Source organism: Pseudomonas fluorescens, assembly GCF_018614775.1.
Taxonomy (GTDB): domain Bacteria; phylum Pseudomonadota; class Gammaproteobacteria; order Pseudomonadales; family Pseudomonadaceae; genus Aquipseudomonas; species Aquipseudomonas fluorescens_BY.
On sequence record NZ_JAGGOF010000092.1, the window covers coordinates 18,923 to 30,746 of the forward strand.

At 62.0% G+C, this 11,824-nt stretch carries 12 protein-coding genes; 4 read left to right on the plus strand and 8 right to left on the minus strand.

The genetic code is table 11. The features are described from left to right. A partial coding sequence (locus J7E36_RS21465; protein ID WP_285229301.1) for a hypothetical protein occupies positions 1-229 on the minus strand: 229 nt, incomplete at its 3' end. 205 nt (positions 230-434) lie between these two features. On the opposite strand from J7E36_RS21465, the gene J7E36_RS21470 reads away from it, so the two are divergent. After that, positions 435-1,064: a glutathione S-transferase family protein gene (locus J7E36_RS21470; protein ID WP_215007508.1), complete on the plus strand. Its 630-nt coding sequence runs from the start codon at positions 435-437 to the stop codon at positions 1,062-1,064. A 1-nt stretch (position 1,065) separates the two neighbouring features. Here the strand turns inward: J7E36_RS21470 and J7E36_RS21475 are convergent, their stop codons facing one another. The 5 genes from J7E36_RS21475 to J7E36_RS21495 all read right to left on the minus strand — a co-directional run bounded on the left by J7E36_RS21475 (position 1,066) and on the right by J7E36_RS21495 (position 5,010). Next, on the minus strand, positions 1,066-1,611 hold the full coding sequence (locus tag J7E36_RS21475) for a PqiC family protein (protein WP_215007511.1): 546 nt from the start codon (positions 1,609-1,611) through the stop codon (positions 1,066-1,068). Further along, complete coding sequence (locus J7E36_RS21480; RefSeq protein ID WP_215007514.1) at positions 1,608-3,266, minus strand: intermembrane transport protein PqiB; 1,659 nt, start codon at positions 3,264-3,266, stop codon at positions 1,608-1,610. The genes J7E36_RS21475 and J7E36_RS21480 overlap by 4 nt, the downstream gene beginning before the upstream one ends. After that, the gene (locus J7E36_RS21485; RefSeq protein WP_215007517.1) at positions 3,247-3,906 is read right to left on the minus strand and encodes a paraquat-inducible protein A; all 660 of its coding nucleotides are present in this window, start codon (positions 3,904-3,906) and stop codon (positions 3,247-3,249) included. The genes J7E36_RS21480 and J7E36_RS21485 overlap by 20 nt, the downstream gene beginning before the upstream one ends. Then, positions 3,903-4,499: a paraquat-inducible protein A gene (locus tag J7E36_RS21490; protein WP_215007520.1), complete on the minus strand. Its 597-nt coding sequence runs from the start codon at positions 4,497-4,499 to the stop codon at positions 3,903-3,905. The genes J7E36_RS21485 and J7E36_RS21490 overlap by 4 nt, the downstream gene beginning before the upstream one ends. A 70-nt stretch (positions 4,500-4,569) precedes the next feature. Then, positions 4,570-5,010 carry a CBS domain-containing protein gene (locus tag J7E36_RS21495; protein ID WP_215007522.1) on the minus strand — a complete coding sequence of 147 codons (441 nt, stop codon included), beginning with the start codon at positions 5,008-5,010 and terminating at the stop codon, positions 4,570-4,572. A gap of 218 nt (positions 5,011-5,228) precedes the next feature. Here J7E36_RS21495 and J7E36_RS21500 point away from each other — a divergent pair, with 218 nt between their 5' ends. Then, on the plus strand, positions 5,229-7,592 hold the full coding sequence (locus tag J7E36_RS21500; protein WP_215007524.1) for a DNA polymerase II: 2,364 nt from the start codon (positions 5,229-5,231) through the stop codon (positions 7,590-7,592). Between the two features lie 44 nt (positions 7,593-7,636). On the opposite strand, the gene J7E36_RS21505 is transcribed toward J7E36_RS21500, so the two are convergent. Together J7E36_RS21505 and J7E36_RS21510 are read right to left on the minus strand one after the other, a co-directional pair. Further along, positions 7,637-8,458 carry an aldo/keto reductase gene (locus tag J7E36_RS21505; RefSeq protein ID WP_215007526.1) on the minus strand — a complete coding sequence of 274 codons (822 nt, stop codon included), beginning with the start codon at positions 8,456-8,458 and terminating at the stop codon, positions 7,637-7,639. 233 nt (positions 8,459-8,691) lie between these two features. After that, the gene (locus J7E36_RS21510; RefSeq protein WP_215007528.1) at positions 8,692-9,840 is read right to left on the minus strand and encodes an aldose epimerase family protein; all 1,149 of its coding nucleotides are present in this window, start codon (positions 9,838-9,840) and stop codon (positions 8,692-8,694) included. Positions 9,841-10,137: 297 nt separating this feature from the next. Between J7E36_RS21510 and J7E36_RS21515 the strand changes: the two genes are divergently transcribed. Together J7E36_RS21515 and J7E36_RS21520 are read left to right on the plus strand one after the other, a co-directional pair. After that, positions 10,138-10,887: a hypothetical protein gene (locus tag J7E36_RS21515; protein WP_215007530.1), complete on the plus strand. Its 750-nt coding sequence runs from the start codon at positions 10,138-10,140 to the stop codon at positions 10,885-10,887. A gap of 106 nt (positions 10,888-10,993) precedes the next feature. Beyond that, complete coding sequence (locus tag J7E36_RS21520) at positions 10,994-11,779, plus strand: sulfite exporter TauE/SafE family protein (protein WP_215007532.1); 786 nt, start codon at positions 10,994-10,996, stop codon at positions 11,777-11,779. The last annotated feature ends 45 nt before the right edge of the window (positions 11,780-11,824 follow it).

Below are 11,824 nucleotides of genomic sequence, written 5' to 3' on the forward strand. Positions count from 1 at the left end.
TTTCGATCAGGCGATCGGCGCCGCCTTCAGCGACACGATTCTCGATCAGGCGATCGGAGCCACCTTCGGCAACACGACGTTCCAGCAGACGATCGGCACCGCCTTCAGCGACACGGTTCTCGATCAGGCGGTCCGAGCCGCCCTCGGCGACAACCGGTTGGGAAGAGGCAGCGAATACGTTGGCAGCCAGTACAGAGAAAGCGAAGCTGAGGATGATTTGACGTTTCATGACGGTGTGCTCCGGGGATGCTGTGGGTTTGTGTGGGGCCATTGTTGCGCCGGGTAACCATCAATAGAACTTCATTGAAATGATGGTGAGTATCGACGGCGCTGATAGCTCGTTGGCCCACAGCCGGTCAGCTTGGCAACTGCTGGGTTGAACGCCGCCGGGCAGCCGTGCTCTACCGCATAACCGCATCCTCAGGAGATCACTCATGTATCAGTTGTACGGCCATCGCCAGTCCGGTTCTTCGGCAGTGGAAGTCGCCTTGTGCCTGTGCGGGGTGCCTTTTCGCCGGATCGACGCCTATTCGACCGAGGACAGCGAGGCGACGAAAGAGCTCGAAGCGTTGAATCCCCAGGTGCAAGTACCGACCCTGCAGTTGCCGGATGGCTCGGTGCTGACCGAGGCCGCGGCGATCCTGATTCACCTCGGGCTGAGCTTTCCAGAGTCGAAGCTGCTGCCGGCGGCCCCTGGCGAGCGAGCGCAAATTCTACGGGGCCTGGTCTATATCGCCGCCAATTGCTATACGCCCATCGGCATCATCGATTTTCCGGAGCGCTGGCTGGAGGATGCGGATGAAGCAACCTGCCAGCAACTGGTCGCCGGTACCCGGCAACGGCTGTATCGCAACTGGGCGTTGTTTGCCGATCAGTTCGCCGCTCGGCCTTTTCTCAACGGTGCCGAGCCGGGGGCGCTGGATATCCTGGCCGCCGTGATCAGCCAATGGAGTGGGACGCGGGAGGCGATGCTCAGCGCCCGCCCGGAGTTCTTCGGATTGCTGGAGCGCATCGACCGCCACCCACGTGTCGCGCCGGTGTTGTCGTTGCATTGGCCTGAGTGAATCAAGGGCAGGCGTTTCGGACGGCGGCCTGCTCGACGAGGCCGACCAATTGCCGGACGTTGTTCTGATGGGCCGTCACCAGCTCATCGATGCTGCCGCCGGCCGGCGTTTGCAGGCTGCTGCGGCAGGTGAGGGGACGCGATTGCGCACCACGCAGTCGCCATTGCACGTCCATGCGGGCGTAGCGCCCGGGGATCGAGTCGAAACGCTGCACGTCTACGCGCAACAACTGCTTTGGCGCGCCGGGATGGTTCAGTTGTTCGTCCAGACTGCTGTGCAGCTCGTCTGCCAGGCTGGCGCCCCACCACTCGGTTTCAAGGATCGCCAGCCCGCTGTTGCCTTGGCGAATGACCATTTGCGTGCGATCCACCTGGGGCGGGACGCTGACCTGCTCGACCTGGATGTCCACGTCGGACCGCGACTGGCCGGCCGGTTGGGCGGGGCTCAGGGTGTGGTAGTGAATCGGATCGCTGCGGCAGGCAGCGAGCAGCAGGGCGACGGCCACCCAGGTGATTTTCATCGACATTTGGCGTGCTCCCGTGATCATTCTTTCAGCGGCAAGGTGAGGTTCTGCGCCGGTGCATCCTTGGGGCGACCGCGCAGCAGCGATTCGGGATGACGGCTCAGGTAGTCGGACAGCTCACGCAGCGAACGTGACATGCGGCCCAGGTCATCGAGGGTCTGCGTCAGTTGTTCACGCTGGGGCGAATCCTCGGCGAGTGTGGTGTTGGCCGAATGCAGGGTCTTGCTCACGTCCTGCAAGGTATTTTGCACGCTGGGCAGGGTCTTGCTGTTGAACTGGTTCAGGCCTTTGCGCAACTCCACCAGATTGCCGTCCAGGTTGCTGGCGATGCTTTCCAGTGGCAGTTTGTTGATCCGCTCCACCACGGACTGCAGTTGTTCCTGCAATTGCTGGAGGCTGCCCGGGATGGTCGGGATACGCACAGGTCGGGCGGTCGGGTCGAAGGCGACCTTTTCCGCCTTGGGGTAGAAATCCAGCGCGATGTACAACTGCCCGGTCAGCAGGTTGCCGCTGCGGGCCTGGGCGCGCAGGCCCCGCTCGACGAAACTGCCGATCAGGCGGGCGCCGGCGGCTTCGTCCTCGGGATCGTGATTGAGTGTCTTGAGCAGTTTTTCATGGGCCTTGCCCAGCCTTTGCGGGTAGATCACCACGCCGACGTTGACCGGAAAACTACGCTGCTTCTCATCGAAATCCAGATTGATGGCGACCACCCGGCCAATTTCCACGCCGAGGAACTCGACCGGGGCATCGACCCGCAACCCGCGCAGCGCCTGGTCGAATCGCAACGCCAGGTACTGCGCCTTGCCATTGGGCGGGGCGAGTGCGCTCTGCTGGTCGGCAAACAGCTCGAACGTCTTGTCCTCGTTGGCCGGGCTGTCGTCGGGGCTGTATTCCGGGGCGCGGAACGCGATGCCTCCCAGCAACAGCGCCGAGAGCGACTCGGTCTTGACCGCGAAACCGTTGGCGCCGACGTTCACGTCCACGCCGCTGACGTTCCAGAACCGGGTGTTCTCGGTGACGTACACATCGTTGGGCGCATTGACGAACACGTCGATGTCGACGCCCTTGCCCTCGGCGTCCAGCGCGTAGGACACGACCTGGCCCACCGGGATCTTGCGCAGGTACACCGGCGAGCCGATGTCCAGCGAGCCAAGGTCCTGGGAGTGCAGGGTGAAGCGCTTGCCCGGTTCGCCGTAAGTGATCGGCGGCGGGGCTTCGAGGCCGGTGAAGGACTTTGCGCGTACTTTCGACTGGCCGGCGTCGGCCCCGATGAAGTCGCCGGACAGCAACGTGTCGATTCCCGAGATCCCGCCGGCGCCGATGCGTGGCCGTACCACCCAGAACACCGAGTCTTCGTGGGTGAAGGTGTCGGCGGTCTTGGCAAGCTTGACCGTGGCGGTGACGTTCTTCTGGTCGTTGCTCAGTTGCACGTCGGTGACCTGGCCGATGACCACGTTGCGGTATTTCACCTCGGTCTTGTTGGCGGTCAGGCCCTGGCCGGTCTTGAAGGTGATGGAGATGGTCGGGCCTTCCTGCATCCAGTCGTGGACCACCAGGGACACCCCCACCAGTACGGCGATGATCGGCACGATCCACACCAGCGATACCGACCAGCGGCGGGTGGTGACGTTGGCGCGCCCCGGCACGGGCTGTTGCCCTTCAGTGGCTTGTGTCTTCATCCAGGAGCTCCTCGGATGGTTGGGTATCCCAGATCAGCCGGGGGTCGAAACTCATGGCCGAGAGCATGGTGAACAGTACCACCAGGCCGAAGAACAGGATGCCGGGCCGCGGTTCGATATCGCTCAGGGCCTGGAACTTGACCAGCGCCGCCACCAGGGCCACCACCAGTACATCGAGCATCGACCAGTAGCCGATGACTTCCACCAGCCGGTACAGCTTTGCCCGTTGCACCTGGGCCCAACTGCTGCGCCGCTGGACAGTCACCAGCAGCAGGGTCAGCACGACGAACTTGATGCCCGGCACCGCGATGCTGGCAATGAAGATGATCAGCGCGATGTCCCAGGCGCCGCTTTGCCAGAACTCGATGACGCCGCTGATGATGGTGCTGTCGGCGCCGTTGCCAAGCATCCGGGTGTTCATGACCGGCAGCAGGTTGGCGGGGATGTAGAACACCAGCGCCGCCAGCATGTAGGCCCAGGTGCGGGTGATAGGGTTGGGTTTGCGTCGATGCAGCTCGGCGTCGCAACGCGGACAGGCCTGGGGTTCATCGCTCATGTCGCACGCCAGGCCACAGCTGTGGCACAGGCATAGGTTCAGGTCGTCGGCCTGGGGCGGGGAGACCCATGGCGCGCCGTTCACAGGTTGTCCCACAGGTCGCGGACATCGCGCCCGGCAATGCGGATCATCAGCAGGCTCAAGGCCGCCAGGGCAAACAGGCCGATGCCCGGCAGTACGTCGAGCAAGCCGGCAAGCTTGATCACCGCCACCAGCGCACCGAGCAGGCACACCTCCAGCATGCTCCAGGGCCGCAGGGCTTCCAGGCTGCGCATGCACAGGTTGAAGCCCGGCGCTCGCCGATTGGCGTGGGCGTAGCCCAGCACCCAGAGCAGCAGCGTCAGTTGCAAGGCCGGCGCGACGATGATCGCCACGGCGGCGACCAGGGCAATGAACGTTATCGGCCCTTGGCTCAGCGCGACGATGGAGTCCCATAGCGTCGCGCTGTTGCTCAGGCCCTTGAGGCGGATGCTCATCACCGGATAGACATTGGTGAATGCCCACAGCACCGCTGCGGTGACGGTCAAGGCGAGGCGTTGCTCGATGCTCAGGCCGTTGTAGCGCTGGATCACCGCGTGGCAGCGCAGGCAGGAGGCCTTTTGGTGCCGGACGAGGACAACCGGCTCATACACCGCATCGCAATGTTCACAGATGATCAGTCGGGCGGTGGCGGTCATCGGGATGCTCGGGCAGGGGCAACCCCTTCAATATAGAAGTGTCCCGCAAATGAGCAACCCGACTCGCCGTTCATTCACCGCGAATGTATTGCTCCAGCTGTCGGATCAGGTCGGCCTGTTCGGCAATCGCTTCCTTGACCAGGTCGCCGATGGACAGCAGGCCGACGAGCTTGCCGTCTTCTACCACGGGCAAATGGCGCAGGTGCTTTTCGGTCATGATGCTCAGGCAGGTTTCGACGTTCTGGTGCGGATCGATGGTGATGACCGGAGAAACCATGATGTCACTCACCTTGGTACCCACCGACGAGCGACCGTGCAAGACCATTTTGCGCGCATAGTCACGCTCGCTGATGATCCCCAGCACTTCCTCGTTTTTCACCACCAGCAAGGCACCGACGTTCTTCTCGGCCATGCGCATCAGGGCCTGCAATACCATGTCGTCCGGTGAGATGGTGTGTACATGCTGGTTCTTCTCATCTTTTATCCGGAGCAACTGCGCGACGGTTTTCATGGTGGGCCTCGAGTGGTTTTTGCAGGTGTTGTTAAAGAATCGTAGACCCAACGGCGCAGAGCAAGCGCTAAAGCGGCGGCCGATCGTCAAATAACGTCATGGGCAATGAATTTCCCCTGATGGGATGCCATCGATCCTTGTCGCGGTGCCGGTTGAGCAGGTGAAGTTCCCTCGCCACAGGTAGAATCTCCTCTCACGCAAAATACGAGGTTGCAGCGGTGGATTTACAGCAGGGCTTCGTCCTGACCCGGCATTGGCGCGACACCCCGGCCGGCACCGAAGTCGAATTCTGGCTGGCGACCGACGCTGGCCCCCGGCGTGTGCGCCTGCCGGTGCAGCCGTCGGTGGCGTTCGTGCCGCAGGTTCAGCGCGGTCAGCTTGAAGCCCTGCTGCAAGGGGAGAAAGACATCGAGTTGCGCCCCTTGGACCTGCTCGATTTCGAGCATCGTCCGGTGCTCGGGCTGTATTGCCAGCAACACGCCCAGTTGATGCGCCTGGACACCACCTTGCGCCGCGCCGGTGTCGAGGTGTTCGAAGCCGACATCCGGCCACCGGAGCGCTACCTGATGGAGCGCTTCATCACGGCGCCGGTCTGGTTCGGCGGCACCCCGGCGGCCGGCGGCCTGCTGGTGGAGGTGCAAATGAAACCGGCGCCGGCGTACCGTCCGGCCTTGCGCCTGGTCTCCCTGGACATCGAGACCACCGCCCAGGGTGATTTGTATTCCATTGCCCTTGAGGGCTGCGGCGAGCGCCAGGTCTACATGCTCGGGCCGCCCAATGGCGACGACAGCGGTGTGGACTTCCGGCTCGAATACTGCGAATCGCGCACAGTCCTGCTGAAAAAACTCAACGAATGGTTCGCGCGCTTCGACCCCGACGGCATCATCGGCTGGAACCTGGTGCAATTCGACCTGCGCGTGCTGCATGAGCATGCTCGCCGTCTCGCCGTACCGTTGCGCCTGGGGCGCGGCGGCGAAGAAATGCAATGGCGCGAGCACGGTGCACGTAACAACCACTTCTTTGCTTCGGCGGCCGGCCGGCTGATCATCGACGGCATCGAATCCCTGCGCTCGGCCACCTGGAGCTTCCCTTCGTTCAGCCTGGAAAACGTCGCCCAGACCCTGTTGGGAGAGGGCAAGTCGATCGATAACCCGTACCAGCGCATGGACGAGATCAATCGCATGTTCGCCGAGGACAAACCGGCCCTGGCCCGTTACAACCTCAAGGACTGCGAGTTGGTGACGCGGATCTTTGCCAAAACCGAACTGCTCACGTTCCTGCTGGAGCGCGCCAGCGTCACCGGCCTGCCGGCGGACCGCAGCGGTGGTTCGGTGGCGGCCTTCACGCATTTGTACATGCCGTTGATGCACCGTCAGGGTTTTGTTGCACCCAACCTCGGCCAGCGCCCGCCCGAGGCCAGCCCGGGCGGCTTCGTCATGGATTCCCAGCCGGGGCTCTACGAGTCGGTGCTGGTGCTGGACTACAAGAGCCTGTACCCGTCGATCATCCGCACCTTTCTGATCGACCCGGTGGGTTTGATCGAAGGCCTGCGCCATCCGGGCGACGATGAGTCTGTGCCGGGCTTTCGCGGTGGGCGCTTCTCCCGGACCCGCCATTGCCTGCCGGCCATCGTGGCGCGGGTCGCCGAAGGTCGCGAGACGGCCAAGCGCGAACACAACGCACCGTTGTCCCAGGCACTGAAAATCATCATGAATGCCTTCTACGGCGTGCTCGGTTCCAGTGGCTGTCGCTTCTTCGATTCACGGCTGGCGTCGTCCATCACGCTGCGCGGCCACCAGATCATGCAGCGCACCCGGCAGTTGATCGAAGCCCAGGGGCATGTGGTGATCTACGGCGACACCGATTCCACGTTCGTCTGGCTGCGCCGCGCCCATGGCCAGGAGGAGGCGGCCAGGATCGGTCGCGAGCTGGTGGCGCACGTCAACCAGTGGTGGCGCGCGCAGGTGCATGAGGAGTTCGGGCTGGAGAGTGCGCTGGAGTTGCAATTCGAAACCCATTTCAAGCGCTTCCTGATGCCGACCATTCGCGGCGCCGAGGAGGGCAGCAAGAAACGCTACGCCGGCCTGGTGACCCGCGCCGATGGCAATGACGAAATCGTCTACAAGGGCCTGGAAACCGTGCGCACCGACTGGTCGCTGCTGGCCCGGCAGTTCCAGCAGGAGTTGTACGAGCGGATCTTCCATCGCAAGCCCTATCAGGATTACGTGCGCGATTATGTGCAGCAGACCCTGGACGGAACGTTCGACGAACGCCTGGTCTACCGCAAGCGCCTGCGCCGGCCGCTGGACGACTACGAACGCAACGTGCCGCCCCACGTGCGGGCGGCGCGGTTGGCCGACGAATTCAACCAGCGCCAGGGCCGCCCGCGGCAATACCAGCATGGCGGCTGGATCAGCTACGTCATCACCGTCGCCGGCCCGGAGCCGCTGGAAATCCGCAGCGCGCCCATCGATTACGACCACTACGTGACCAAACAGCTACAGCCGGTGGCGGACGCGATCCTGCCGTTCGTGGATGATGATTTCTCGACGTTGGTGGGCGGGCAGATGGGGTTGTTCTAGAAAACCCTCCTGGCAATGTGGGAGCAAGCTTTGCTCCCACAGTCTCAAACCATCGCCAATCGCTGCTTGCCTCGGGGCTGCACAAACGTCAGGTCGAGGGCGGCCAGGTCCTGGGGCGCCAGTTGCAGGTTCGCCGCTTCGGCGTTCAACCGCACATGCTCAGGCTGCACCGCCTTGGGAATGGCAATGACACTGTCCTGGCGCAACAACCAGGCCAGCGCGACCTGCGCCGGTGTTGCGCCGTGACGCTCGGCAATCTGCCCCAAGGTGTGATCCTTGAGCAGATGTCCGCCCTGGCCGACCGGGCAGTAGGCCATGACTGGCAGGCTGCGCTGTTGGCACCAGGGCAGCAGGTCGAACTCGATGCCGCGTTCCTGCAGGTTGTACAGCACCTGGTTGGTGGCGCAGGCCGGCGAGGCCAGCGCTTCGAGGTCGGCGACGTCGAAGTTCGAGACGCCCCAGCGGCCGATCTTGCCTTCCTCGCGCAGGCGTTCGAAGGCTTCGACGGTTTCGTCCAGCGGGTATTGGCCGCGCCAGTGCAATAGATAAAGGTCGATGTAATCGGTGTCGAGCCGGCGCAAACTGCGCTCGCACGCCAGCGGGATGCCTTTGCGGCTGGCGTTGTGGGGGTAGACCTTGCTCACCAGGAAAACCTGGTCCCGCAGACCGGTGATCGCCTCGCCAACGACTGTCTCGGCACCGCCCTCGGCGTACATCTCTGCGGTGTCGATCAGGGTCATCCCCAGCTCGATGCCCAGGCGCAGGGCGGCCACTTCTTTCTTGTGCTGGGACGCTTCCTCGCCCATGTGCCAGGTGCCTTGGCCGATCACGGGTACGGACACGCCGGCCAATTCCAGAGTTCTCATGCCTGTCTCCTATGCAGTTGAACATCAGACGTGTGGCAGCAGGATAGACCAAGTGTTCAAGATTGAGTGCCCCACCCAGTACACGAGCCATCCCCTTTGTGGGAGCGAGCCTGCTCGCGATAGCGGTGGCTCAAGCAACATTGATATCGACTGACACGCCGTCATCGCGAGCAGGCTCGCTCCCACAGTGGATGGCTTTCAGCCGAGCTGTGGGAGCGATCAGGGGGAGGGGGTTACTTGGCGGAGAACTTCAACACCATGGTCTGGGCGTAGGTCTGGCCCGGATCAAGCCGCGTCGACGGGAAGTTTGGCTGGTTGGGCGCGTCCGGATAGTGTTGGGTTTCCAGGGTGAACGCACCCCAGTGCGGGTAGACCTTGCCTTGCTTGCCCTTGATGGTGCCATCGAGGAAGTTGCCGGTGTAGAACTGCACGCCGGGTTCGCTGGTGTAGAGCTGCAGATGCCGCCCGGACTGCGGATCGTAAGCGTCGGCAGCCAGTTTGCCGACGTCACCCTTGGCATCCAGGATCCAGTTGAAATCGAAGCCGCCCTGTTTCGGTTCAGCAAATTTGAGTTGTGGATGATCGGCCTTGATATGCGCACCGATGGCGGTGGGCTTGGTGAAGTCCAGGGGCGTGCCGGCCACCGGAGCCAATTCTCCGGTAGGAATCAGCTTGCCGTTCACCGGCGTGTAGTGCGAGGCGTACAGGGTGGCGACCTGTTTCAGGATGTCGCCGTTACCGGCACCGGCCAGGTTGAAGTAGCTGTGGTTGGTCAGGTTCAGCACCGTCGGTTTGTCGGTGGTGGCCTTGTACTCGATGCGTAACTCGTTCTTGTCGTTGAGGCTGTAGGTGACGTCGGTCTTCAACGCACCGGGAAAGCCCATCTCGCCGTCCGCCGACAGATAGGTCAGGGTTACACCCACCGAGTCCTTGCCATCGTGGGGTTCAGCCTTCCACACATGCTTGTCGAACCCTTGTGGCCCACCGTGCAAGGAGTTGCCGTGGTCGTTCTGCGGAACCTGGTAACGCTTGCCGTCCAACTCGAAGGCACCGTCGGCCAGACGATTGCCGAAACGGCCGATGGTCGCGCCGAAGTACACGTTGCCGTTCTTCTGGTAGCCCTGCACATCGTCGAAGCCGAGCACCACGTCGGCGGCCTTGCCGTGTTTGTCCGGCACGATCAACGACTGGAGAATCCCGCCGTAGGTGATCACCGTGGCTTCCATGCCGTGGCTGTTGCGCAGCACGAATTTTTCCACCGCGGTGCCGTCGTCGGTCTTGCCGAACGCTGCGCGTTCATTGGTCAGGCCGGCGGCCTGGGCAGGGGTGGCGATCATCAGAGACACTCCGAGGGCCGTGAGCAGATGTCTGGATTCAAGCATGGTTTGACCTTCCTTCCTGTTGTTTTGTTGTTGTTTTGAACGCGGGTCGGGTCCGTTACTGGTCGGACAGTGGTGAAGCGTTTTTTGTTCAGTAGTCTTTCTATTTAAGGTTCAAGAAGGGATTTATAGCCATAAATAGAGATTTATCAATTAAAAAGTAAGACTAATTAGAAAATTGAAGCCATGCCTCGGAGGACGCAGCTTCGTCGGGCACTGCACTTTTGCGGTTTTTGTCGCTCTATCCATGGCCTGGAAGCGGCGATCCCCGTCGCTTCCCCTTGCCCAGACCGAGACTCGATGGCCGGCGCTTTTTATTCTGTGAGTGTGTTGCGACGGCGCTGTCCTGCGTGGCTGATCGGTGTGTTGGTCCTGTTCAGCAGCGGCTGCAGCCACCAGCAAGGCCAGGACATGGTCACGCAGTTCAGCAGCGCCAGGCCCCAGGAGTTTTTGCAGACCAGCGTTGATCGCATGGCGACCTTGGCGATGCACGACAACCTGCAAAGCCTTTACCTGTTGATGAGCAAGCTGTACCTGCGCAACCCCGAAGAGCTGCGCAAGTCCGGCTTTCTCGAGGCCCGTATCGCTGAGAAACAGGTGCGCATGGCCATCGAGCAGCAGCAACCCTTGCCAACCCTGGGTGGCAGGAAGGACCTGGCGGCCCTGAGCTATGCGATGAGCCCGGAGTTTCTCGGGGACCGGGTCGGGGCATTCATCTATGCCATCGGCAGCATGTTGGTCACCGCTCATGGCAACCGCCTCGAGTTCTACATGACCGACACCATCGACCCGCGCTTCGTCAGCAACGCGGCGCGCAATATTGAAAAAGCCACCTGGATATTGAGTCAGCGCCAGGACAAGGACGGCAAGTTGTTGCTGTTCTCCAACGAGATCTCGGAGGAGGGCAGCAACCTGAGCTTCGCGGTGGAGTTTGGAAAAATCGTTGCGCGATTGGACTTGCTGACGCAGATGCTGGATGAGCGTTACCGGCGTATCGGGCTCAACTACGCCCAGAGCCTGCTATTTTTGAACTTCCTGCCTGTTCAATAGAGTTCGAGAAAGGAATAAAGATAGATCACATCGATATAGGAGGTTATAAGAAAAATCGCTATGCTCGCGGCCAGATTTTCCATGTGGTTGCGCTGAGACGGGTTTGATGGATTTCGGTAATGTCGGTTTAGTCGTAGCAGGCTTGGTAGTCGGCTTCATTGTCGGAATGACCGGCGTCGGCGGCGGTTCGCTCATGACCCCTATTCTGTTGTGGTTTGGCATCAACCCGGCGACGGCAGTGGGTACGGATTTGCTGTACGCGGCCATTACCAAGTCGGGCGGTGTGCTGGTCCATGCGAAAAACCGCAATATCGATTGGGCCATCACCGGTTGGCTGACCTTGGGCAGTGTGCCGGCGGTCGGCTTGACGCTGTGGTTTCTGAGCAGCCTGCACAGCTCGCCCGATGCCATGAACGCGGTGATCAAGCAGGCCTTGGGCTACGTGCTGTTTGCCACCGCCCTGGCAATCCTGTTCAAGAAGCGCCTGCTGCAATTCGCCCATGACCGCGCTGGCGGCCACTACAACCCGTCCGGTTCGCGGCTCAATGTGCTCACGGTCATCACCGGCCTGGTGTTGGGCACTATGGTGGCATTGACGTCCATCGGTGCCGGCGCCCTGGGCACCGTCGCATTGTTCATCCTCTACCCGTTTCTGATCACCAAGCGCCTGGTGGGCACCGAAATCGCCCACGCCGTGCCGCTGACCCTGGTCGCCGGCCTGGGCCATGCGAGCATGGGCAACATGGACTGGCACATCCTTGGCTTTCTGCTGATCGGTTCGTTGCCGGGCATCTATCTGGGCAGCCATTTGTCAGGGCGGGTCTCCGACGACCTGCTGCGCCCGTGCCTGGCGGTGATGCTGGCAATGATCGGGTTCAAGTTGGCGTTTTGATATGACCTCCTTGTGCCACCTATGACCCTGTGGGAGGTCCCGCCC

Bases quoted from the DNA above. Each gene is read 5' to 3' on its own strand.
- J7E36_RS21470 (WP_215007508.1), top strand. From the start codon at position 435: ATGTATCAGTTGTACGGCCATCGCCAGTCCGGTTCTTCGGCAGTGGAA.
- J7E36_RS21475 (WP_215007511.1), bottom strand. From the start codon at position 1,611: ATGATCACGGGAGCACGCCAAATGTCGATGAAAATCACCTGGGTGGCC.
- J7E36_RS21480 (WP_215007514.1), bottom strand. From the start codon at position 3,266: ATGAAGACACAAGCCACTGAAGGGCAACAGCCCGTGCCGGGGCGCGCC.
- J7E36_RS21490 (WP_215007520.1), bottom strand. From the start codon at position 4,499: ATGACCGCCACCGCCCGACTGATCATCTGTGAACATTGCGATGCGGTG.
- J7E36_RS21495 (WP_215007522.1), bottom strand. From the start codon at position 5,010: ATGAAAACCGTCGCGCAGTTGCTCCGGATAAAAGATGAGAAGAACCAG.
- J7E36_RS21505 (WP_215007526.1), bottom strand. From the start codon at position 8,458: ATGAGAACTCTGGAATTGGCCGGCGTGTCCGTACCCGTGATCGGCCAA.
- J7E36_RS21510 (WP_215007528.1), bottom strand. From the start codon at position 9,840: ATGCTTGAATCCAGACATCTGCTCACGGCCCTCGGAGTGTCTCTGATG.
- J7E36_RS21515 (WP_215007530.1), top strand. From the start codon at position 10,138: ATGGCCGGCGCTTTTTATTCTGTGAGTGTGTTGCGACGGCGCTGTCCT.
- J7E36_RS21520 (WP_215007532.1), top strand. From the start codon at position 10,994: ATGGATTTCGGTAATGTCGGTTTAGTCGTAGCAGGCTTGGTAGTCGGC.